Raw genomic sequence first — 22,115 nt, 5'->3', positions numbered from 1 at the left:
GAAGGAGTGGGACGTGGACTTCGAGCACCTGATCTACGAGAAGGAGGGTCGGATCGCGACCCTCACGCTCAACCGTCCGAACCGGGGCAACGCGCTGTGCCGCGCGCTGCGCGACGAGATGGACGTCGTGCTCGACGATCTCGACTCGGACGACGACACCCGCGTACTCGTCGTGAAGTCCAACGGGAAGAACTTCTGTACCGGGTACGACCTCACGGAGTGGGCCTACCTCTGGGGCACCGCCGAGACGCCGAGCCGCCCCGAGGACGCACGGCCGCACCGTCGGGCGCCGATCTTCTCCCGTCGTGAGTTCCACGAATCGCGCGAGCGCTGGATGCGGCTCTGGCGCATCCGGCAGGCGACCATCGGGGTCGTGCGCGGGGCCTGCGTCGCGGGCGGTCTCGATCTCGCCGGGGTGCTCGACATCGTGTTCGCCGCGGAGGATGCCCGCTTCGGCCAGCCCGAGGCCCGCACCATGGGCGAGATCCACATGTTCGGCATGTGGCCGGTGCACCTCGGGATGCGCAAGACCAAGGAGTGGCTCTTCACCGGCGACGAGATGACCGGGATCGAGGCCGCCGAGTTCGGCCTGGCCAACCGCGCGGTGCCGGCGGACGAGGTCGAGGACGTCGCCTACGCGTACGCCGAGCGGGTCGCGAACGTGCCGCTCGAGATGATCTACGCGCACAAGGAGTCGACCAACCGCTGGTGGGACGCCATGGGCATCACCTCGGCGATCGCGGCCGCGAACGACGCCGACGCCATGGCGATCGCCGGGCCCGCCATGCAGGACTTCGAGCGGATCCAGCGGGCCTCCGGGGTACGGGCCGCGGTGGAGGACCGCGACGCGCCGTTCAAGGAGCACCGCACCTACTGGGAGGCCTATCAGGCGGGGAAGAAGTAGCTCGGCGTCGCCGTTTGGAGGCGACCGTCAGGTCGCCGTCCAGCGGGGCAGGCGTTTCTCCGCGAAGGCTCGCGCGCCCTCCTGTGCGTCGGCGGTGGCCTTGATGGCGTGGAGCTCGGTCCGCTGGCGCGCCCAGGCCTCGTCGGGGGGCAGGTCGGAGGCCGCGAGCAGCCGCTTGGTCGCCGCGAGGGCGAGCGGTGCGTTGCGGGCGATCCGGGTGGCGAGCTCGACGGCGGCGTCCTGAGCCGTTCCGGGGGCGACGAGGCGGTTGACCAGGCCCCAGCCGTGGGCGTCGGTGGCGGTGAACCGGTCACCGGTGAGGGCCAGCTCGGCTGCCTTCGCGCGGGGGATGCGGTGGGGGAGTCGCAGGAGGCCGCCCGACCCCGCGATCAGGCCGAGCCCGACCTCGGGCAGGCCGAACGTGGCGTCCTCGGCCGCCACCACGAGATCGCACGCGAGGACGAGCTCGCATCCTCCGGCCAGCGCATAACCCTCGACGGCGGCGACGAGCGGCTTGGACGGCGGCGCCTCGGTGAGGCCCCCGAAGCCGCGGCCCGGGACCTCCGGAGCGTCGCCGTCGAGGAAGGCAGCGAGGTCCATGCCGGCGCAGAACGTCCCGCCGGCGCCGGTGAGGACGCCGACGGCGAGGTCGGGGTCGCCGTCGAGGTCGTCGAGCGCGGCGGCGAGCGCCCGGCTGGTGCGGCCGTCGACGGCGTTGCGCTTCGACGGCCGGTCCAGAGTGATGACGAGAACCCCGTGTCCCGGCCGGTCGATCCGCACCGGGGAGGCGTCCGCGCCCGTGGTCATTCCCGATCTCCCGTCGCCGGTTGAGGCACCACGCCAGTGTCGTGGGCCGGGCCGTCGACGGCGACCCGGGCGTGAGTGTCAGACCCTCGAACTAGTGTGCGAAGCATGGCAGTGATGGTGGGCATTCCGGTCGGGCCTGGTGGTGAACACACCTGGCCTGACGACGACTGCCCGCCGGAGGACGCGTTCTCGCTGGAGACCGCCGCCTTCCAGGAGGAACTGCCGCAGCAGTGGCTGCTCGCGATGGATCCGGCCGAGGCGCCGGGGCAGTGGACCGAGGCCGGGCTGGCGGCGGCGTTCCGAGCGGAGAACCACGTCACCTGGCGGCGCTGGCGGTGGATCTGGGAGGCCTGGCGGGCCGCGGCGGACACCACCGAGCGGGTCGCGCAGCGGTCGCGGCCGGGGAAGATCCCGGCCGGCGTGCTGGGCTGGTCGGAGCAGTTGGGGGCGGCGCGGATCGAGTTCGCGCGTCAGATCCTCGTCCGGTTGCCCGCGCTGGGGGAGGCGATGCGGGAGGGCTGGCTCGAGCAGGACAAGGCGTCGATCTTCGTGGGGACCGTGGCTGACCTGGATGACGCGCAGGCCCGGCTGGTGGTCGAGCGGCTGCTGGGTCGGGCTCCGACGTTGACCCATGCCCAGTTGCGGGCGCGTGTGGAGGCGACCGCGGCGGCGGTCGATCCGGGGTGGGCCGAGGCGCGTAAGGCGGCGGCGATCGCGCGGCGGCGGGTGTCGTTGCGGGCGGCGCCGTCGGGGTCGGCGGAGCTGTCGGGGGTGGATTTGCCGCCGGAGCCGGCGCAGGACGCCTACGACCGGATCGTGGCGCTCGGCGATGTGGTGCATGGCCGGCTGCGGGCGGTGGGGCGGGAGGCGCCGCAGGGTCCGATCCAGACCGAGGTGTTGTTGGTGCTGACCGGCCCGGACGGCGCCGGGCTGTGGGACGCCGACGTCATCGAACTCGTGCTGGCCCGCTTCACCGACCCCGGCACCGGGTCCGACGACAGCGGCCCCGACCCCGAGCCCGGCCCCGAGTCCGGCCCTGACGGCGGCCCTGCTCCTGGCACTCCGGACGGCGGCCCGGGGCCCGAGGGCGGCGGCGCCGCACCTGACGAGGGTCCCGGCGGCGACCGGTCCGGCGGCGACCCTATTGACGACGGAACCGACGCCCGGCTCGGAGATGACTCCGACGCCGCCGGCGAGGACGGTGACCGTCCCGGCGGCGAGCCCGACCCCGGCGAGCCCGCACCCGACGGACGACCACCCGACGACGACGCCGCAAGCGGCGGCCCCGACGATCCCTGCCCCGCTGACGAGAGCGATCTTGACGACGCGGCCCCAGTTGACGGCGCCGGCGGATCAGCGCCGCGGGCGGTGCCGTTCCGGGCCCGGACCGCGATCCGGCTCGGGCTGCGCACCGTGCTGGGCCTGGACCGTCGCCCCGGCGAGATCACCGGCCACGGCTCGGTGTGCTGCTCCACCGCCCGGCAGTTGGCCTGGGACCGCACCGACACCACCTGGCGGGTCCACCTCCACGACACCGACGGCGCCCTCGAATGGCTGCTGACCGTCCGCCCACCCTCCTGCGGGCCCCCAGGAGCAGGCGGCCGGCGACGACGCCACGTCGTCGAACTGACCGCCCACACCGACGAACTCGACGACCTCACCGCCGGCCGCGGACTCGACGGTGTCGGGGTCGGCGGGCTCATCGGCACGGACGCGATCACCCTGCTCGACCGAACGGTCCGCGCGCTAACCGCAGGCCGCGCCCGCCCACCCGAGCAGCACCCGGCGGTCACCACCGCCGCCGCCCACCGCCGCCGCCCCGGCGCCGAACTGGCCCGCTGGGTCATCGCCCGCGACCGGACCTGCCGCGGCATCGGCTGCAACAGCCAGGCCGTTGGCGCCGACCTCGACCACACCCTGGCCTGGGACGACGGCGGCCAGAGCACCGCCGACGACCTCGGCCCGCTCTGCCAAGCCGACCACCTGTTCAAACACGACCCCGACTCCGGCTGGACCCTCGAACAACCCGAACCAGGCGTGTTCATCTGGACCAGCCCGACCGGCACCCACCACACCAAAACCCCGGAGCCCTACGACCCACTCCCCGACCCACTGGTCCCGACCGACGGCAGCCCGTTCACCCTGCCCGCCGACCTCTACAGCCCCGCCCCACGCACCCCCGACCCGTACACCCCCAAACGCAACCGCCACGGCTACATCACCCAGGCCGCCCGCCGGACCGCGGACGACTTCGAACGCCGTGCCGCCAGAAAGGCCGGCCATGAGGCATCCGAGACGGACCGGCGCTACCCCGAGGAGCCGCCGTGGTGAGCCACCATCTGGACACCGATCCGAGGCTGGTCAACACTGCAGTTGACCGGAGCGACGGCGAGGAGGCTCGACGTGAGCGGCACACGGGTGGAGATCCACCCCCTGGGCGCGCTGATGCGGCGGTTCGCCGTCGACTGGCTCGACCGCGCGGACCCCGCGGTGCCGCGCGAGATCATGGCGCCGGGCTACACGATCCGCATCGGCGGTTATGTCCTCGAGAACCGCGACGCGTACGTCGAGACCACGTCCGAGCAACTCGCCCGCTTTCCCGGCCTGACGATCACCGTGCACGACGCGATCTACTCCGATGACGGTCGGGCCGCCCTGCGGTTCACCGAGCACGGGGCGTCCGCACGGGGAGGCGCCGCCGCGTGGCGGGGGATCGGTCTCTTCAGCTCGCACGGCGGGGTGCTCGTCGACAACGACTGCGAGGAGGACTATCTCGGGCGGCGTCGCCAGCTGCTGGCCGGCGAGCCGGATCCGGTCGATCCGCCGATGGTCGCGCCCTGGACCGAGCCGCCCACGCCCGCCGATCCGGAGGCGGAGAAGCTCGTCCGCACCTGGGTCGACGGCGGAGGACCGACCGGCGAGGAGCCGGGGATCGTCCACGACGACGCCTGCGCCGACGCTCCGAGCACAATGCTGCTCGACGTCGACGGCTGCACCACGGACGCGGTGTTCGCGGCCGGACGACGGGTCGCGTTCCACGCCGTACAGCGCGGTCGCTACCGCGGCGGCCTGCCCGACGTCGAGGCGGCGCCGGGGACGTCCGCGGAGCTGCGGATCGTCGGGCTCGTCGAGGTGGGCGCCGACGGAGCGATCAACGGCCATGTCGTGCGGGACCGCCTCGGGCTCCGCCGGGCGCTGACCGACGGAACAGGAGCCGGGGCATGACACGAGCCGATGCGACGGGTACCGCTGCCGCAAAGGACGGCGCCGCGCCCGCACTCGCCCCCGAAGCCGCTGACCTGCTGCGCCGCCTCATCGAGCTGGGCATGCGCCCCTACGACGAGATCGGCGTGCTCCGGGCGCGGCACGCGGTGGAGTCGTCCCGCTGGATGCAGGGCGACAAGCTCGAGGGAGTGAGCACCCGGGACGTGCTCGTCGCCGGCGGAGACGGCCGCGTGCCGGCGCGCGTCTACCACCCCGATCCGGGCACGACGCTGCCGTTGACGGTCTGGTTCCACGGCGGCGGGTGGGTGGCCGGCAGCGTCGCATACGCGGATCGGCCGTGTCGGGCGATCGCGAAGGAGTCGGGCACGGTCGTCGTCTCCGTCGAGTACCGACGCCCGCCGGAGACGCCGTTCCCCGGGCCCCTCGACGATGCCGTCGCCGCCACGACCTGGCTCGCGGAGCACGCCGCGGACCTGGGCGCGGACGCCACCCACCTGACCATCGCCGGGGACAGCGCAGGCGGGAACCTCGCAGCCGCGGCGGCTCGACGACTCCGCGGGCGCCTCGACCTCCAGCGCCAACTGCTCGTCTACCCCGCGCTCGCGCCGCCCGACCCCGAGAAGCACCCCTCGCACTCCCACTTCGCCCAGGGCTACATGCTCACCGCACAGGACATGGCCTGGTTCTGGCGCCACTACCTCGACGGCCGCGACCCCGTCGCCCCCGTCCCGCCCGACGCCGCCCCACTCTTCACCGAAGACCTCGACGGCCTCGCGCCGACCTCGATCGCGGTGGCCGGCTTCGACCCGCTGCGCGACGAGGGCATGGCCTACGCCGAGCGGCTGCGCGACGCGGGTATCGACGTCCACCTCCGGGAGTGGCCCGAGATGATCCACGGATTCCTCGGGATGGGCGGTGAGCTCGCACAGACCGCCGAGCTGATCGCCTGGATCGCCGGCGAACTCAAGGCCGCGAGCACATGAGCATCGCGGTCATCGGCGGCGGCACCATGGGCCAGGGGATCGCCTACGTCTTCGCGGCCGCCGGGATCGACACCACCGTTGTCGAACCCGACCAGGACCGAGCCGCGGCGCTGATCGACGGCCTCGTCGCCCGTGCCCGCACGGGAGTGGCGAAGGGCCGGGTCGAGCAGGCGGTGGCTGATGGGATGCCCGGCCACCTCCAGGTCGTCGGGGAGGTGAAAGCGCTCGACGAAGGCCTCGAGCTCGTCATCGAGTCCGTCCCGGAGATCCCCGCCCTCAAGACCGAGGTGCTGACGAAGGCCGAGGCACGGTCACCACGGCTGCTCGCCACCAACACCAGCTCGATCTCCGTCGACTCGCTCGCGGCAGGCCTGAGCAGGCCGCAGGACTTCCTCGGCATGCACTTCTTCAACCCGGTCTGGTCGCTGCCGCTCGTCGAGATCGTCCGCGGCGCCGTGACCAGCGACAAGGCGCTGGCAACAGCCCAACAGCACGCCACCACCCTCGGCAAGGAGTCCATCGTCGTCGCCGACGTCCCCGGCTTCGCGACCAGCCGGCTCGACAACATCGCCGCCTTCGAGGCGATGCGCATGCTCGAGGAGGGCGTCGCCACCGCCGAGGACATCGATCGCGCCGCCGTCCTCGCCTACGGCCATCCCATCGGTCCGCTGCGCCTGTCCGACGTGGTCGGGCTCGACGTCCGGCTCGACATCGCCCGGCTCCTCGAAGCCGAGTACGGCGAGCGGTACGCGCCGCCCGCGGTCCTCGAACGACACGTCGCGGAAGGCCGGCTCGGGCGCAAGACCGGCCACGGGTTCTACGACTGGTCGTGAACGCGTTGACGCCCGACCGCACCCCGGTCTAGCGTCAACATCACTGTTGATGGCCGACAGGAGGCGACGTGGCCGACGGAATCGTCCGGGACGACCTGCTCGTCGACACCGACGAGCGCCGGGCCCTGCGCGAGAGCGTGGCCAAGCTGGTCGGCAGCTACGGACGCCGCTACTTCCAGGACGTGACCCGCCGCGGCGCGCGGCCCGACGAGCTCTGGGCCGAGATGGGCCGCGCCGGCTACCTCGGGGTGCACCTGCCCGAGGAGTACGGCGGCGGGGGCGGTGGCCTGACCGACCTGGCGATCGTCATCGAGGAGACCGCGGCCCAGGGCTGCCCGATGTTCATGCTGGTCATCTCGCCGGCCATCGCGGGCTCGCTGCTCACCGCGCACGCCACCCCGGAGCAGAAGGACACCTGGCTGGCCGGGATCGCGGACGGCACGAAGCGGATCGCCTTCGCCATCACCGAGCCGGACGCGGGGACCAACACCCACAACATCACGACGACGGCGCACGCCGACGGCCCGGACACCTGGCGGCTGCGCGGACAGAAGTACTGGACCTCGGGCATCGACGACGCGGACGCCGTCATCGTCGTCGCGCGCGGGTCCGAGCCCGGCCCGCAGGGACGCCACCCGATCTCGATGTTCCTCGTCCCCACCGACGCGCCCGGCTTGAGCTTCCAGCAGATCGACTCGTCGCTGCAGATCCCGGAGAACCAGTTCACGACGTTCTTCGACGACGTCGCCGTCACCCGCGACGACCTCATCGGGGTCGAGGGGGCGGGCCTTCGACAGGTGTTCGCCGGCCTCAACCCGGAGCGCGTGACGGCGGCCGCGCAGGCCAACGGCATCGCCCGCTACGCCCTGGCCCGCGCCGCGCGCTACGCCACCGACCGCAGCGTGTGGTCCACGCCGATCGGCGCGCACCAGGGCATCGCGCACCCGCTGGCCGCGTGCTTCGTCGAGGTCCAGCTGGCCCGGCTCATGACGATGCACGCCGCCCAGCTCACCGACGCGGGAGCCGACCCGGCGGCCACCGGCAGCGCGTCCACCGTCGCGAAGTACGCGGCGGGGGAGGCGGTCGCCAAGGCCGTCGACCAGGCGATCCAGACCCACGGCGGGAACGGGCTGTCGAACGAGTACGGCCTGTCCGACCTGTGGTTCGCCGCGCGGATGTTCCGCACCGCCCCGGTGAGCCGGGAGATGGTCCTCAACCACGTCGCCCAGCACAACCTGGGCCTCCCGAAGAGCTACTAGAAGAGCCGCCGTCATGACCGCACCCGCGGCGCCCGTCATGGACGCCTCCCTCGGCGACCTGCTCACCCGGGTCACGGCGCTGGGCACCGACCGCCCCGCGATCACCCTCGACGACCGCACCGTCACCTTCGGGGAGCTGGACCGCCGCGCGAACCAGGTGGCCCACGTCCTCACGACGACGGGTCTCGTCCCCGGCGACCGGCTCGCCGTGCTGCTGCGCAACACCCCCGAGTTCCAGGAACTGCTGTTCGGGGCCGCCCGGGCCGGTGTCGTGCTCGTCGCGCTGAACTGGCGCCTCGCCGGTCCGGAGCTCGAAACGATCCTCACCGACGCCGACCCGCGGCTGCTCGTCGCCGGGCAGGAGCATCTGGCGCTGATCCCGGACGACCACGATGCCCGGACGATCGTCCTCGAGACCGACTACGAACCCTGGCTCGCGGACGCGCCCGACAACGAGCCGCCGGACCACGAAGCCACCCCCGACGACGTCGTGCTCCAGCTCTACAGCTCCGGCACCACCGGCGCCCCGAAAGGCGCCCGGCTGACGCACGCGAACCTGGCCTTCACCCCGCGGATGGGCCGTGAGTTCTACGCGATGGGCCCGGACTCGGTGAACCTCGTGCCGTCGCCACTGTTCCACATCGGCGGGGTCGGCTATGGGCTGACGGCCCTCGGGCAGGGCGGGCACACGATCCTGCTGTCCGACCTCTCGCCGGCGCACCTGCTCGAGCAGATCGAGCGCCACCGCGTGACCCACGCGTTCGCGGTTCCGGCGGTCATCGGCGCGCTGCTCACCGCCCCGCGCATCGGCGAGGCCGACCTGACGAGCCTGCAGCGCATCGCGTACGGCGGCGCCCCGATGACCGAGGCGCTGCTGCGACGGGCCATCGACGCGCTGGGCTGCGGGTTCATGGCGGTCTACGGCATGACCGAGACCGCGGGCACCGTCGTGACCCTGGCCCCCGACGAGCACGACCCCGGCGGACCGCGGGCGCACCTCCTGCGCTCGGTGGGTCGCCCGCTGCCGTGGCTCGAGGTCGACGTCGTCGACCCGGTGAGCGAGCAGTCGGTCGGCCCGGGCGAGGTCGGCGAGATCCGCGTCCGCTCGGGCCAGAACACGCCGGGCTACTGGAACCGCCCCGAGGAGACCGCCGCGACCCTGACCGACGGGGGCTGGCTGCGCACCGGCGACGCCGCCTACCGCGACGCCGAGGGCTACCTCTACCTCCACGACCGGATCAAGGACCTCATCATCTCGGGCGGCGAGAACATCTATCCCGCCGAGGTCGAGAACGCGCTGGCGGCGGACCCGACGATCGCCGACGTCGCCGTCATCGGGGTGCCGTCCCCGCGGTGGGGCGAGACGGTCAAGGCGGTCGTCGTGCCCGCCCCGGATGCGACGATCGAGCCGGCAGCGGTCCTCGAGCGGGTCCGGGAACGGCTGGCGCGCTACAAATGTCCGACGTCGATCGACGTCGTCGAAGCCCTGCCGCGCAACGCGGCGGGCAAGGTGCTCAAGCGCGAGCTCAGGGCGCCGTACTGGGGTTGAGGGGAGACCGACTGCGATGACCAGCGGCATCGGCAGGCGCCGCGCCGCCGCGCGCGACGAGGGCGGAGCCGCCTACCAGGAACGTCGGGTCGAGATCCTCAAGGCGGCCGGCGAGGTCTTCAAGCGCAACGGCTTCCGCGGCACCAAGATCGGCGACATCGCCGAGGCGATGGGTCTGGACCGCGCGACGATCTACTACTACGTCGGCAGCAAGGAGGAGCTCTTCCACCAGGCCGTCGGCGACGCCGTGGAGCGCAACTGCCTGCGCGCCGAGGAGCTCCTCGCCGGGCCGGGGAACGCCGAGGAGAAGCTCCGGACCCTGATCACCGAGCTGATGGTGTCCTACGCGGACAACTACCCGTACCTCTACCTCTACATCCAGGAGGACCTCGGCGCGCTCGCATCGCGCTCGCAGTGGTCGCGCACCATGGCGCGGTTCAACAAGCGCTACGAGAACGTCGTCGTCGCGATCGTCGAGGACGGCGTGGCGGACGGGTCGTTCCGCACCGAGACCCAGCCGTGGGTCGTCGCCTACGGGATCATCGGGATGGTCGCCTGGTCGAACCGGTGGTTCCATCCCGAGACGTCGTCGGTCCCCGCCCGGGAGATCGGCGCGGCCTACGCGGCGACGGTCCTCGGTGGTCTGCGGCGTGGGGGAACCGCAGGGGAGGTCCCGTCATGAGCGCCCGCCACGACGACATCACCGAGCCCGGCCCGCCCCGGCTCGAGGAGGTCTCCGACGGCATCCACGCCTACGTCCAGCCCGACGGGACGTGGTGGATCAACAACACCGGCTTCGTCGTCGGGCCGCAGGGCGTGATCGCCGTCGACGCGTGCTCGACGGAGCGGCGCACCCGTGCCTTCCTCGACACCATCGCCACGGTCAGCTCCGCGCCCGTCCGCACGCTGATCAACACCCATCACCACGGCGACCACACCTTCGGCAACGTCCTGTTCTCGGGCGCCACCGTCGTCGCGCACGAGAAGGCGCGCGCCGAGGCCATCGCGTTCGGCCCGGCCCGCGAGCTGCCCTATTGGCAGAACCCGGACTGGGGCGATCTGCCGCTCGACCCGCCGTTCCTGACCTTCACCGACCGCGTCGCGATCCACGCCGGGGACCTGCGCGGTGAGGTGATCCACGTCGGCACCCCCGCCCACACCACCAACGACTCGATCGTCTGGTTCCCCGAGCGCTCGACCCTGTTCTGCGGCGACCTGGTCTTCAACGGGGGCACCCCGTTCCTGCTCATGGGCTCGGTGACCGGGGCGGTCGACGTACTCGAGAACGTCCTGGCGCCGCTGGACGCGCAGACGATCGTGCCCGGTCACGGCCCGGTGTTCCACGACCGCGCGCCGGTCGACGCGACGCTGGACTACCTGCGGTTCGTGCTCGACGTGGCCGCTCGGGGCCGGGAAGCCGGGGTCAGCCCGCTGCAGGCCGCGCGCGACACCGACCTCGGCCGGTTCACCGACTGGCCCGACGCCGAGCGCATCGTCGGGAACCTCCACCGGGCATACGCCGAGCTCGACGGCCTGGAGCGGGGCGGGTCGATCGACGTGTTCAGCGCGCTCGACGACATGGTCACCTACCACGGGGGCCCGCTGACCTGCTTCGCCTGACTCAGATCTTCATGACCGTTCTCTGAGCGATGAGCGCCTCGCTGACGTTGCGGACGAACTGCTCGGGATTCTGCGTCAGCTCGTACCAGTTCGTGCGGATGACCACCCAGCCGTCGAGCACCAGCGCGTTCTGTCGAGCGGAGTCGCGGAGGAACGCGCGCAGGTCACGGTGGTATGCCCATCCGTCGATCTCGACGAGCACCCGCAGGGCGATGAACGCCAGATCGAGCACCGCGAGTCCGTAGCCACTCAGCCGGACCTCGTGATCGGCCACCCATCCGTCCATCCCGCCTCCGCGCAGCGCGTGGTGAGCGGTCCGCTCGGCCTCGGATCGCGCACCTCCGCCGGCGAGTACCAGGAGCCTCCGGACCGTCTCCGTGCCTCGCCGACCTGCGGTTCGGGTCTGGGCGCCGCGCAGCTGCTCGAGGGTCACGGTCCCCTTGCCCAGCACGCGGTCCATCAGCCGGGCACCGGCAATGAGGTCGAGGTCCGCCGCAGCGGCGAGCACCGTCGTCGGCCTGGTGCTCACCGCCAGGCCGTCGAGGACGACGCGATCCTCGGTAGCCACCGCCCGTCGGAGAATCCGAACCCCGGGTCGGGGGCGTGGACGGTGCTGGTGGGGCATGGCGAGCTCGACCTCGTCCGGCGGGATGTCGATCATCCGCCACCAGTACGCGGCCGAACCTCCGACCAGCGTCGCGTCCGGGCCGAGCGAGAGCATCGCGGCCCGGATGCGGGTGCGCGGGGTGGACGGGTGGTCGGCGGCTCGGAGCACTCGGTACAGCTCGGGAACCCACTCGCCGCGTCCGACCTTCGCCGCGATCGCCGCCCTCGAGTACCCGGCTTCGTCGGCCTGTGCGACGGTGAAGACGCCCTCCTGGTCGCGGATTCGGTCCCGGAAGCGGGCGGCACGTGCATCGATCCTCATGGGGCTACGACGCGATCCGGGCCCGATCGGCTCCCTCGGGAAATCGAAGATCCTGATCCTGGTCGCGCGTCCTGGCGCCGCTTGGGCGTGTCGCACCCGGGACCGAGATCTTGGAGCGGGGAGGGCAGGCGGGTCACCCCGCTGATCGCCCTGGGTCGTCCGGATCACGAACGTGGCAGACGGGCGTCTCACATGGCAGGCTTGGGCCTCGTGCCAGCCTCCGGAGTTCGCCTCGTGGCCCGTCGCCACGTCGACTTCGGCCGCGTGTACAGCTGCGCCTGTCTGTTCTCCTGACGCCCGCCCGGAAGCGCCCGGCGTCGTCGACCTCCTGACGACGCCCGCGCCCCCGCGTGCCGGGACATGACCGTCCCCGTCCACGACCCCGCCGACACCCGCGCGGGGCCGCCCCAGGAGAACCCCGACCCGTGACCCGAACCCGTCCGTGGCGCGCGCTCGCCGTCGCCGCCCTCGCCGTCGTCGCGCTCCTCGCCGCCGGCTGCACCCGTGCCGCCGAGTCCCCCTCGGCTCCCGTGGCCGACCAGGGCCCCGCGGCCCAGCTGCGGCTCGGCTACTTCCCGAACATCACCCACGCCGGCGCACTCATCGGGGTGCAGAACGGCCTGTTCGCGCAGAACCTCGGCCAGACCAAGCTCGCGACGCAGACGTTCAACGCGGGCCCCGAGGAGACCGCGGCGCTGCTGGGCAACTCGATCGACATCGGGTTCATCGGCTCCGGGCCGGCGATCAACGCCTACAAGCAGAACCCCGACGGCATCCGGGTGATCTCCGGCGCGACCTCCGGCGGCGCGCAGCTCGTCGTGCGCCCCGGCATCACGACCCCGCAGCAGCTCCTGGGCAAGAAGATCGCCACCCCGCAGCTGGCGAACACGCAGGACATCGCCCTGAAGAAGTGGCTCAAGCAGAACAACCTGCCGATCGGCACCGGGCCGAACGCGGTCGAGGTCGTCAACATCGACAACGCCCGCGCGCTCGACGCCTACAAGACGGGCCAGCTCGACGGCGGGTGGCTGCCGGAGCCGTACGCGTCGCAGTTCGTACTGCAGGCCGGCGCGACGCAGCTCGTCGACGAGCGGACGCTGTGGCCGAACGGGCAGTTCCCCACCACCGTCGTCATCGCCCGGGCCGACTACGTGCAGGCCCACCCGGCCACCGTCGCCGCGTTCCTCAAGGGCCTCGTCGCCGCCGAGACCCTCGGCACCACGGACCCGACCGCCGCGAAGGCCGCCGCCAACGCCGGACTCGGTGCCTCGGGCAGCAAGCCGCTCCCGCAGAACGTCCTCGACCGGGCGTGGACCGCGGTCAGCCTCAACCCGGATCCGCTGGCCTCGATCTTCCCGCAGCTGGCCCAGGACGCGGTGACGGCGGGAACGGCGAAGTCCGCCACCAACGTCAAGGGCCTGTTCGATGTCGGGCCCCTGAACCAGGCCCTGACCGCGGCCGGGCGTCCCACCGTGGACGCCGGCGGCCTCGACCAGAAGTAGCTCCACCCACCTCCCGGAGGGCATCCACCATGACCGTCACGCTCGAGCGACCCGGCCCCACGCCCCGGACGGGGCCGCCCGCCGTCGAGGTCAAGGGCGTCTCGAAGGTCTTCGGCCGGGGCGACGACGCCGTCGTCGCGCTCGACGGCGTGGACCTCTCGGTCGCGCCCGGGGAGTTCGTCTGCCTGCTCGGGGCGTCGGGCTGCGGCAAGTCGACCCTGCTCAACGTCGTCGCCGGCCTCGACCAGCCGACGACGGGGACGGTGGACCGGTCGTCGTCGCGGCCGGCGGTGATGTTCCAGGAGTCCGCGCTGCTGCCGTGGCTCACCGCGGGGCGCAACGTCGAGCTGCCGTTGCGTCTCGCGGGGGTGGGCCGCGGGGCGCGCCGGGAGCGGGCCCGCGAGCTGCTCGAACTGGTCCGCCTCGACGGGCAGGCCGAGAAGCGCCCGCACGAGCTCTCCGGGGGGATGCGCCAGCGGGTCGCGCTGGCCCGGGCCCTCGCGGCGGCCACCGGGCTGGGCGGGTCGGGGGCGACCGAGGTCCAGCCCGGCGTCCTGCTCATGGACGAGCCGTTCGGGGCGCTCGACGCGATCACCCGCGACTTCCTGCAGGCCGAGCTGCTGCGCGTCTGGGAGGCGACGGGCACGACGATCCTGTTCGTCACCCACGACGTGCGGGAGTCGGTCCGGCTGGCCGAGCGGGTCGTGCTGCTCTCGTCGCGGCCCGGCCGGGTCGTGCGGGAGTGGGGCACCGGTGTCGACACCGACCCCGAGGAGCTGCACGGCGACATCACGACCGAGCTGCGCGAGGTGATCTCGGCGCATGGCCGCTGAGGATCGGCCGGTACTCACCGAGGACCGCGAGTCGGACGGGACGCTCGACGTCGGGCGTGGTCTCGATGCGCTCGACACCCCGACCGAGCATCGCGCCCCGTGGTGGAAGCGGTTCGCGACGAGCGTCGTGCCGCCGGTCGTCGCGGTGGTCCTGTTCATCGTCGTCTGGCAGATCCTGTGGGCCTCCGCGATCTGGCCGGAGTTCAAACTGCCCGCGCCCGGGGCGGTGTTCGGCGAGATCGGCACCCAGCTGGTGAGCGGCCAGGCGTTGTCGATCATCTGGACGTCGATCAGCCGCGCGGTGCTCGGCTTCCTGTTCGCGGTGATCATCGGGACCCCGCTGGGCCTGCTGGTCGCGACGGTGCCGGTGGTGCGCGCGGCGATCGGGCCGATCCTCTCCGGGCTGCAGAGCCTGCCGTCGGTCGCGTGGGTGCCGGCGGCGGTGCTGTGGTTCGGGCTGACCGACCAGACGATCTACTTCGTCGTCCTCATGGGCGCGGTGCCCTCGATCGCGAACGGGCTGGTCTCGGGCATCGACCAGGTGCCGCCGTTGCTGCCGCGGGTCGGGCACGCGATGGGCGCCTCGCGGGCGCAGTCGGCGCGGCTGATCATGCTCCCGGCGGCGCTGCCCGGGTTCCTGGCCGGGCTCAAGCAGGGCTGGGCGTTCTCGTGGCGCTCGCTCATGGCCGCCGAGCTCATCGCGACCTCACCGAGCCTCGGGTTCGGGCTGGGCGCCTACCTGAACTACGGGCAGACGCAGTCGGAGATGGAGGTCGTGATCGCCGCGATCATCCTGATCCTCGTCGTCGGCATCGGGGTGGAACTGCTCGCGTTCCGGCCGGCCGAGCGGCGGATCCTGCGGGCGCGGGGGCTGGCAACGGGACCATAGGTGCGCTGACGCGCCTCAGGGGCGCGAAGCGCGCCTGCCGGGATCCTCCGGACCCCACAACGTCGTCGGGATCTCGCGCTGCACGGCGGGGATGACCTCGGTGGCGAACCGCTCCAGCACGTCCTGCTGCTGGGACCAGGGCAGCACCGGGTTGATCGAGACCGACTGCAGGTCGTGGTGGTAGCTCTTGTGGTAGTCGACGATCTTCTCGGCGACCCGCTCGGAAGTGCCCACCAGCGCGGGCCCGTGCGCGACCGCGTCCTCGATCGTCGTGAACGACATCGTCTTGCCCCTGCGGGTGTCGCCGGCGTGCGCGGCGGCGAGCTTGGCGGCCATCGCCTCGTAGATCGGACGGTACTGCGCGATGGCCTCCTCGTCGGTGTCGGCGAGGAAGAGCCCTCCGGAGCCGGAGCCGACGTAGCCGACCGACGGGTCGTGCCCGTGCTCGGCGAGCTTCTCGCGGTAGCGGTCGATCAGCACCCGGTAGGCCTCGCGCGGCTGGAGCGCGTTCGCCGAGAACAGCGGGTCGCCCCACCTCGCGGCGAGGTCGACGGCCTGGGTCGAGGTCGCCGAGCCGTGCCAGATGCGGAACGGGCCGTCGAAGGGACGGGGGAAGGTCGTGACGCCGTGGAGATCGGCGTGGTGGGTGCCGACCCAGTCGACGTCGGTCTCGCGCAGCAGCCGGCGCAGCAGTTCGTAGTTCTCGGTGAGGTACTCGTACTGGCGGCCGAGCTCGAGGCCGAACATGCCGAAGTGCCGGTCCTCGTTGCCCTTCCCGATGACGATCTCGAGCCGGCCGCCGGAGAGCTGGTCGACGGTGGCGTAGTCCTCGGCGACGCGGACCGGGTCGAGCAGCGACAGCACCGTCACCCCGGTGGAGAGCAGGATGCGGTCCGTGGCCTGCGCGAGGGCGCCGAGCAGCACCGTCGGCGCCGAGGACACGAACTCGCCGGCGTGACGCTCGCCGACCGCGTAGGAGTCGAACCCGAGCCGCTCGGCACGGACCGCGGTCTCGACCACGCGCTCCAGGCGCTCGTGCACGCTGATCAGCTCGCCCGTCACCGGGTGCGGGGCGTGCGGGACGATGTCGAGGACCTGGAAGCGCATGGTCGGGCTCCTTCGCGGCGGGTTCGGACCGGCGGCCGGTGTCAGACCAACGGAGGCCCGGGCCGGTCCCCGGGCTCGTGGCGCAACGGCGGGCCGACGGCGATCCGGGCGCCGGGAGTGCGGCCGTGGCCCCAGCCGATCGCCTCCCGGTAGCTCCCGAGTGTGCCGCCCACGTCGGCCTCGTCGAGCCTCTCGGGCAACGGATCGCGTTCGGGCGCGACGAACAGCGCGTCGACCGGGCACCAGGCCTCGCAGAGGAAGCAGGTCTGGCAGTCGGCCTGCCGGGCGATGACGGGAACACCGCCCGAGCCGCGGTCGAACACGTCGGTGGGGCAGATGTCCACGCAGCGGTCGCAGCCGATGCAGCGTTCCGCCGACACGATCTCGATCACGCCGCCACCTCCAGGGCCGCCGTGCGGGTCCACGGCTCGTCGAGCCCGCCGACGTCGAGGCGCTGGTGCCAGGCCGGGTCGAGGCCTGGCCGGTCCTCACGCTTGTGCATCCCGCGGGACTCGTCGCGGGCGAGCGCGGCGGTGTACATCCAGCGGGCGGTGGCGGTCATCGCGGCGGCCTCCCGGGCGCGCCACGGGTCGTCGTCGACCAGTCCGTCGCGGGCCTCGCGCCAGAGCCCGTGCAGCTTCTCGAGCGCGGGCCAGAGCCGGTCGCCGTGACGCAGGTAGTTGAGGTCGTACGGGAGCACCTGGCCCTGGACCTCGCGGATCACCTCGCGCGCGGCGAGCCGCCCGGTTCCCGTCGGACGCAGGCCCGCACCGCCGGCACCCGTCGCGACCCGGTGCCGGTCGGTGGCTGTGCGGGCGTACCGGGCCGCCGCGCAGCCGGCCCAACTGCCGGACGACAGCGCCCACGCCGCGTTGTGGCTGCCGCCGCCGGTGAAACCGCCGCAGATGTACTCGCGGGTCGCGGTGTCGCCGGCCGCGTACAGCCCGGGGACGTCGGTGTCGCACGCGGTCGAGGCGAGCGCGATCCCGCCGGTGCCGCGGACGGTGCCCTCGGCGAGCAGCGTGATCGGGAACCGGTCGGTGAACGGGTCGATCCCGGCCCGGTCGAACGCGAGGAAGAAGTTCGGCTGGCCCCGACGCATCGCCTCCCGCTCGGCCGGCCCGGCGTGGTCGAGGCGGGCGAGCACCGGCTCGGAGAGCAGCGTCCGGGCGATCACCGACCGTCCGCGGGTGCTGCCCGCGCCCTCGAGCACGGTGCCGTCGGCGCGGTAGAACGAGGCGTAGCTGTAGTACGCGGTCTTGGTGACCGAGCTGTGCGCGGGCGCGATCGCGTAGGCGTTGGAGAACTCCATGCCCGAGAGGTGTGCCCCGACCTCGGCGGCGGCCAGCGTCCCGTCCCCCGTGTCGACGTGGGTGCCCAGCGCACCGCTCGCGAAGGCGCAGCCGCCGGTGGCGAGCACGACGGCGCCGGCCCGCACCCGGTAGTCCCCGCCCGCCTGACGACGTTGCCCGACCGCGCCGACCACGGCGCCGTCGGCGTCGGTGAGCAGCTCGAGCAGCGGGGAGTGGTCGAGGATCCGGACCCCGGCGCGGCGCACCAGCATCCGCATCCGGCGCATGTACTCGGGGCCCTGAACCCCGCGCCGGATCTGGCGGCCCTCGTCGTCGACGGGGAAGGGGTAGCGGCCGCGCTCGGCGAACTCGTTCATCCCGGCGTAGGTCTCGTCGAGCACGCGGGCCATCCAGCCGCGGTCGGCGAGGTACCCGCCGAGCGCCTCGCGGGAGGCCATCGCCGCCTCGCGGGTGTCCGGGTCGGGCTCGACGTACCAGACCCCGGTGCCCGCCGCGGCCGTCGCGCCGCTGGCCCCGCACCAGCCCTTGTCGACGAGCACGACGTCGGCTCCGGCGTCCGCGGCCCGCAGGGCGGCCCAGGTACCGGCCGGGCCACCCTCGGCGACGAGGACGTCGGTCTCGATCTCCAGCGGCGCATCGGTCACGGGCGCGGTCCTTCCTGCTCGGGGACAACGGGTTCCGGCGGCGGCAGCGCGCGCAGCCGCAGGGTGAAGACCTGGTTCCGGTCGGCGCGGCTGCCCGGGGACCGTCCGTGGCCCCAGCCGATCCAGCCGCGGTACTCGCCGAAACGGCCCTCGCGGGCGAGCGCCTCCTCGTCACGCAGCGGCGAGTCCTCCGGCGCCGGGCCCGAGAGCGGTGCGACGAACAGCGCGTCGGTGGGACAGTGCGCCTCGCAGAGGAAGCAGGTCTGGCAGTCGGACTGTCGCGCGATCGACGGCCGGCCGCGGGAGTCGGCGTCGAAGACGTTGGTGGGGCAGACGTCGACGCAGATCGCGCAGTCGATGCAGCGGGCCTCGCTGATCACCTCGATCACGACGCGATCACCGCCTCGCGCGGCCGGTCCGCGATCACCGCGATGTCGTCGAGACCCCGCACGCGCAGCCGGTGGGTCTGCGCGGGATCGGTGTCGGGGTGGTCGCCGCGCAGGTGCATCGCCCGCGACTCCGGCCGGGCGAGCGCCGCGGAGTACATCCAGCGGGCGTGGGCGACCATCGCGGCGGCCTGGCGGCTGTGGGTGCCCGGTCGGTCGGCGGGGGCGAGGCCGTCGACGACCTGTTCCCAGAGCGGGTCGAGCACGGCGAGCGACTCGCGCAGGCTTGCCCCGGTGCGGAAGCGGTTGAGCTCGAGCGGCAGGACCCGGGACTGCACGGCGGCGACGACGTCGTCGTACCGACCCCGTGGTCGTCCGACCGGCCGCAGCCCGGCCCGCCCTGCCGGGGTGGCCCGGCCGGCGGCGCGCGGGCGGTGGCGGGCGGCCGCCGTTCCCGCCCAGCTGCCCGACGAGATGGCCCAGGCGCCGTTGTGCGAGCCGCCGCCGGTGATTCCGCCGGTGATGTCCTCCCGCGAGGCGGCGTCGCCGGCGGCGAAGAGGCCGGGCACCGTCGTCGCGCAGCCCTCGCCGGGGACGGCGATGCCACCGGTGCCACGCACCGTGCCCTCGAGCACCGCCCGGACGCCGAAGCGCTCCCGGAACGGGTCGACGCCCATCTTGTCGAACGGCAGGAAGAAGTTCGGCTGCGACCAGCGCATCTTCTGGTGCAGCTCGGGCTCGGCGCGGTCGAGCCGGGCGTACACCGGGCCCTCCACCATGGCCCGCTGCAGCGCCGGGCGGCCCATGCCGCCGATGTCGAGCTCGGTGCCGTCCGCGCGGCTGTAGGTTGCGAACTGGTACATGAGGCCCTTGGTCTCGGCGCCGAACGCGGGGGCGGTGCCGTACTGGTTCGAGAACTCCATCCCGGAGAGCTCCGCGCCGACCTCGGCGGCCATCAGCGCGCCGTCGCCGGTGTCGACGTTGCAGCCGAGCGCGCCGGACAGGAACGCGCAGCCGCCGGTGGCGACGACGACCGCGCCGGCCCCGATCGACCAGGGCGCGTTGCCGTGCTGGCGGTGCACTCCGGCGGCCCCGACGACCGCGCCGTCGTCGTCTCCCAGCAGCTCGGTAGCGGGGGACTGGTCCACGACGACGACCCCGGCGCGTCGGACCCGTCGTCGTTGCAACCGCATGTACTCCGGTCCCTGCAGGCTGCCGAGGTAACGCTCACCCGGGCGGTGCTCGTCGTCCGGGAAGGGGTAGCCGGCCGCGGCGAGCTCGTGCACCGCGTCCCAGGTCCGCGCCACGGCCGCGGCCATCCGGCGCGGATCGGTCAGGAAGCCGCCCTCACGGGTGCGGGTCTCGATGGCGCGCTCGCGGGCCTCGCCCTCCGGCGGCACGAACCACAGGTTGTTGCCGCCCGCGGCGGCGGCGCCGCTGGTACCGCACCAGCCCTTGTCGACCAGGGCGACGCTCGCGCCCTCGGCGGCGGCCGCGAGTGCGGCCCACGTGCCGGCGGGGCCGCCGCCGAGGACCAGCACGTCGACACGGGCCGGCACCGCCACCGGCCGTCGGGCGCTGCGGCGCACCCGGCCCGTCACGCCCGACCGCCCGGCGCGACCCAGGACCCGACGTCGAACGGCGCGGACGCGAGCTGCTGGGAGACGAGGAAGTCGAGCGTGGTCCTCGCGGTCGTGACGTCGGTCGGGGTGATCGCCGGGTTCCCGAACTCCGCGGCCGGATAGGACTGCGCGATGATCGCCTGCGGGAGCCCCGAGATCTTCGCGGCCCAGGCCTGGTAATCCGACGGGTCCTTCGCGATCCCGGCGGCGGTCTCGGCGATCGCGGCGTTCCACGCCTGCGCGAGCTGCGGGTACTTCGTCGCGGCGTCGTTGCCGATGGTGATGTAGCTGTTGCCCGGCAGGCCCGGGTGGGCGCTGGCCTTGTCGATCACCGCGTAGCCCTTGGAGGCGAGCTGCGGGGCGACCGGGACCGGCGCCGCGTAGGCCGCGATGTCGCCCTTGTCGAGCGCCTGCTGCGCGCTGTTGGTCAGCAGGAAGGTGATCTTGACTTGCGAGGCGAGGCCGGCCTGCTGGAGCAGTCCCACCAGGTAGCGGTGCATGTACGAGCCCTGCTGCGTGGCGACGGTCTTGCCGCGCAGGTCGTTCAGCGAGGTGATCCCGCGACCGGCGATCAGCCAGGCGTCCTGGCCGCGCAGGCTGACCCCGGAGAGCTGGGTGGGCAGGTTCGCGGCGCGCCCGGAGACGGCGGGGGTGTCGCCGAGGACGCCCATGTCGAGGGAGCCGCCCTTGAGGGCCTGGTTGAGGTTGGGGCCGTTCGGGAAGGACGTGAACGCCACGTCGCCGATCCCCGTGTCCTTCAGGTGGCGCTGCAGGACGCCCTGGCTGGCGGCGTAGCTCTCGACGCCGTAGCCCTGGCCGCTGCCGGTGACGATGATGCCGACCCGCAGCGTCGGGGTACCGGAGCCGCCGGACGAGCACGCCGTGAGGGCCAGCAACAGCAGGACGGGGACTGCGGCACGCCGGAGCAGGCGGATCACGGGGTCTTCTCCTCGGGGAGATCGGTGGTGGGGTCCTGGACGCCGAGCCAGGACAGGAGCTGGTCGCGGTGGGTGCCGAACGCCGGGCCGCTGGGGTCGCGGGGGCGCGCGAGGTCGACGGGGATCTCGTGGGCCAGGGCGCCCTCGCGCAGCACGACGGCGCGGTCGGCGAGGGTCACCGCCTCGTCGACGTCGTGGGTCACGAGGATCGCCGTGAGGCCCCGGCGGGCGCAGAGGTCGGCGATGAGGCGCTGCATGCGCAGCCGGGTGAGCGCGTCCAGGGCGGCCAGCGGCTCGTCGAGCAGCAGCAGGTCGGGATCGCGGACGAGCGCCCGGGCGAGGGCGACCCGCTGGGCCTCGCCGCCGGAGAGCGTCTTCGGCCACTGGTCGGCCAGGTGGGCGAGCCCGACCTCGCGCAGTGCCTCGGTCGCGCGCGCCCGCACGTCGGGCCCGCGCAGCCCGAACGCGACGTTGCGCCACGCGCGCTGCCAGGGCAGCAGACGCGGCTCCTGGAACGCGATCGACACTCGGGCGGGGACGCGCACCTGACCCTGCGCCTCGCGGTCGAGGCCACCGAGGATCTTCAGTAGCGTCGTCTTGCCGGAGCCGCTCGCGCCGAGCAGGGCGAGGAACTCGCCCGGCCGCACCTGCAGGTCGACCCCGCGGAGGATCTCGCGCTCGCCGAACCGCCGGCGGATGTCGCGGGCGTCGACGGCGAGGGGCGGCGACGTGGTCTCGGGGACCTGGTCGGTCCCCGGGAGCAGTGAGGTCAT

At 73.2% G+C, this 22,115-nt stretch carries 21 protein-coding genes; 12 read left to right on the top strand and 9 right to left on the bottom strand.

The features are described from left to right. Positions 1–13 precede the first annotated feature (13 nt). Positions 14–904 carry an enoyl-CoA hydratase-related protein gene (locus tag LQ327_RS31845; protein WP_230740482.1) on the top strand — a complete coding sequence of 297 codons (891 nt, stop codon included), beginning with the start codon at positions 14–16 and terminating at the stop codon, positions 902–904. A 27-nt stretch (positions 905–931) separates the two neighbouring features. Here LQ327_RS31845 and LQ327_RS31840 read toward each other — a convergent pair whose 3' ends face one another. Continuing rightward, positions 932–1,711: a crotonase/enoyl-CoA hydratase family protein gene (locus tag LQ327_RS31840; protein ID WP_230740480.1), complete on the bottom strand. Its 780-nt coding sequence runs from the start codon at positions 1,709–1,711 to the stop codon at positions 932–934. 105 nt (positions 1,712–1,816) lie between these two features. Here LQ327_RS31840 and LQ327_RS31835 point away from each other — a divergent pair, with 105 nt between their 5' ends. The 8 genes from LQ327_RS31835 (at position 1,817) to LQ327_RS31800 (ending at position 11,180) form a co-directional block, all read left to right on the top strand. Continuing rightward, positions 1,817–4,042, top strand: a complete 2,226-nt coding sequence (locus LQ327_RS31835) for a DUF222 domain-containing protein (RefSeq protein WP_230740478.1) — start codon at positions 1,817–1,819, stop codon at positions 4,040–4,042. Between the two features lie 72 nt (positions 4,043–4,114). Next, positions 4,115–4,936 carry a nuclear transport factor 2 family protein gene (locus LQ327_RS31830; protein ID WP_230740476.1) on the top strand — a complete coding sequence of 274 codons (822 nt, stop codon included), beginning with the start codon at positions 4,115–4,117 and terminating at the stop codon, positions 4,934–4,936. Next, a complete protein-coding gene (locus tag LQ327_RS31825; RefSeq protein ID WP_230740474.1) occupies positions 4,933–5,919 on the top strand; it encodes an alpha/beta hydrolase in 987 nt (328 codons plus the stop codon). The genes LQ327_RS31830 and LQ327_RS31825 overlap by 4 nt, the downstream gene beginning before the upstream one ends. Then, complete coding sequence (locus LQ327_RS31820; RefSeq protein WP_230740472.1) at positions 5,916–6,752, top strand: 3-hydroxyacyl-CoA dehydrogenase family protein; 837 nt, start codon at positions 5,916–5,918, stop codon at positions 6,750–6,752. The genes LQ327_RS31825 and LQ327_RS31820 overlap by 4 nt, the downstream gene beginning before the upstream one ends. Positions 6,753–6,820: 68 nt before the next feature. After that, positions 6,821–8,011 carry an acyl-CoA dehydrogenase family protein gene (locus tag LQ327_RS31815; protein WP_230740469.1) on the top strand — a complete coding sequence of 397 codons (1,191 nt, stop codon included), beginning with the start codon at positions 6,821–6,823 and terminating at the stop codon, positions 8,009–8,011. 13 nt (positions 8,012–8,024) lie between these two features. Next, positions 8,025–9,560 carry a long-chain-fatty-acid--CoA ligase gene (locus LQ327_RS31810; RefSeq protein ID WP_230740467.1) on the top strand — a complete coding sequence of 512 codons (1,536 nt, stop codon included), beginning with the start codon at positions 8,025–8,027 and terminating at the stop codon, positions 9,558–9,560. Positions 9,561–9,576: 16 nt separating this feature from the next. Then, complete coding sequence (locus LQ327_RS31805; RefSeq protein ID WP_230740465.1) at positions 9,577–10,242, top strand: TetR/AcrR family transcriptional regulator; 666 nt, start codon at positions 9,577–9,579, stop codon at positions 10,240–10,242. Continuing rightward, entirely contained in the window at positions 10,239–11,180 is a 942-nt protein-coding gene (locus LQ327_RS31800) for an MBL fold metallo-hydrolase (RefSeq protein WP_230740463.1), read from the top strand. The genes LQ327_RS31805 and LQ327_RS31800 overlap by 4 nt, the downstream gene beginning before the upstream one ends. Before the next feature lies 1 nt (position 11,181). On the opposite strand, the gene LQ327_RS31795 is transcribed toward LQ327_RS31800, so the two are convergent. Then, entirely contained in the window at positions 11,182–12,108 is a 927-nt protein-coding gene (locus LQ327_RS31795; protein WP_230740461.1) for an endonuclease domain-containing protein, read from the bottom strand. 425 nt (positions 12,109–12,533) lie between these two features. Between LQ327_RS31795 and LQ327_RS31790 the strand changes: the two genes are divergently transcribed. Genes LQ327_RS31790 through LQ327_RS31780 form a run of 3 tightly spaced genes read left to right on the top strand, consistent with a single transcriptional unit; the run spans position 12,534 to position 15,332 of the window. After that, positions 12,534–13,610, top strand: a complete 1,077-nt coding sequence (locus LQ327_RS31790; RefSeq protein ID WP_230740459.1) for an ABC transporter substrate-binding protein — start codon at positions 12,534–12,536, stop codon at positions 13,608–13,610. 29 nt (positions 13,611–13,639) lie between these two features. Continuing rightward, positions 13,640–14,443 (top strand): ABC transporter ATP-binding protein, encoded by an 804-nt coding sequence (locus LQ327_RS31785; RefSeq protein WP_230740457.1) that lies wholly within the window; start codon positions 13,640–13,642, stop codon positions 14,441–14,443. Further along, positions 14,433–15,332: an ABC transporter permease gene (locus LQ327_RS31780; RefSeq protein WP_230740455.1), complete on the top strand. Its 900-nt coding sequence runs from the start codon at positions 14,433–14,435 to the stop codon at positions 15,330–15,332. Before LQ327_RS31785 ends, LQ327_RS31780 begins: the two co-directional genes overlap by 11 nt. Positions 15,333–15,347: 15 nt before the next feature. Here LQ327_RS31780 and LQ327_RS31775 read toward each other — a convergent pair whose 3' ends face one another. The 7 genes from LQ327_RS31775 to LQ327_RS31745 are packed head-to-tail and all read right to left on the bottom strand — an operon-like array spanning position 15,348 to position 22,115. After that, the gene (locus LQ327_RS31775) at positions 15,348–16,439 is read right to left on the bottom strand and encodes an LLM class flavin-dependent oxidoreductase (protein WP_230740453.1); all 1,092 of its coding nucleotides are present in this window, start codon (positions 16,437–16,439) and stop codon (positions 15,348–15,350) included. 41 nt (positions 16,440–16,480) lie between these two features. Next, positions 16,481–16,831 (bottom strand): 4Fe-4S dicluster domain-containing protein, encoded by a 351-nt coding sequence (locus LQ327_RS31770; RefSeq protein WP_230740451.1) that lies wholly within the window; start codon positions 16,829–16,831, stop codon positions 16,481–16,483. Continuing rightward, positions 16,828–18,396, bottom strand: coding sequence for an FAD-dependent oxidoreductase (locus tag LQ327_RS31765; RefSeq protein ID WP_230740450.1), 1,569 nt, complete (start codon positions 18,394–18,396; stop codon positions 16,828–16,830). The genes LQ327_RS31770 and LQ327_RS31765 overlap by 4 nt, the downstream gene beginning before the upstream one ends. After that, positions 18,393–18,785 carry a 4Fe-4S dicluster domain-containing protein gene (locus LQ327_RS31760; protein WP_230740447.1) on the bottom strand — a complete coding sequence of 131 codons (393 nt, stop codon included), beginning with the start codon at positions 18,783–18,785 and terminating at the stop codon, positions 18,393–18,395. The genes LQ327_RS31765 and LQ327_RS31760 overlap by 4 nt, the downstream gene beginning before the upstream one ends. Then, a complete protein-coding gene (locus LQ327_RS31755) occupies positions 18,782–20,383 on the bottom strand; it encodes an FAD-dependent oxidoreductase (RefSeq protein WP_230740445.1) in 1,602 nt (533 codons plus the stop codon). Before LQ327_RS31755 ends, LQ327_RS31760 begins: the two co-directional genes overlap by 4 nt. Next, positions 20,380–21,342: an ABC transporter substrate-binding protein gene (locus LQ327_RS31750; RefSeq protein ID WP_230740443.1), complete on the bottom strand. Its 963-nt coding sequence runs from the start codon at positions 21,340–21,342 to the stop codon at positions 20,380–20,382. Before LQ327_RS31750 ends, LQ327_RS31755 begins: the two co-directional genes overlap by 4 nt. Beyond that, the gene (locus LQ327_RS31745) at positions 21,339–22,115 is read right to left on the bottom strand and encodes an ABC transporter ATP-binding protein (protein WP_230740440.1); all 777 of its coding nucleotides are present in this window, start codon (positions 22,113–22,115) and stop codon (positions 21,339–21,341) included. Before LQ327_RS31745 ends, LQ327_RS31750 begins: the two co-directional genes overlap by 4 nt.

This window comes from Actinomycetospora endophytica, from assembly GCF_021026375.1.
Lineage (GTDB): Bacteria > Actinomycetota > Actinomycetes > Mycobacteriales > Pseudonocardiaceae > Actinomycetospora > Actinomycetospora endophytica.
This window is presented reverse-complemented; position numbering and strand designations above follow the sequence as displayed.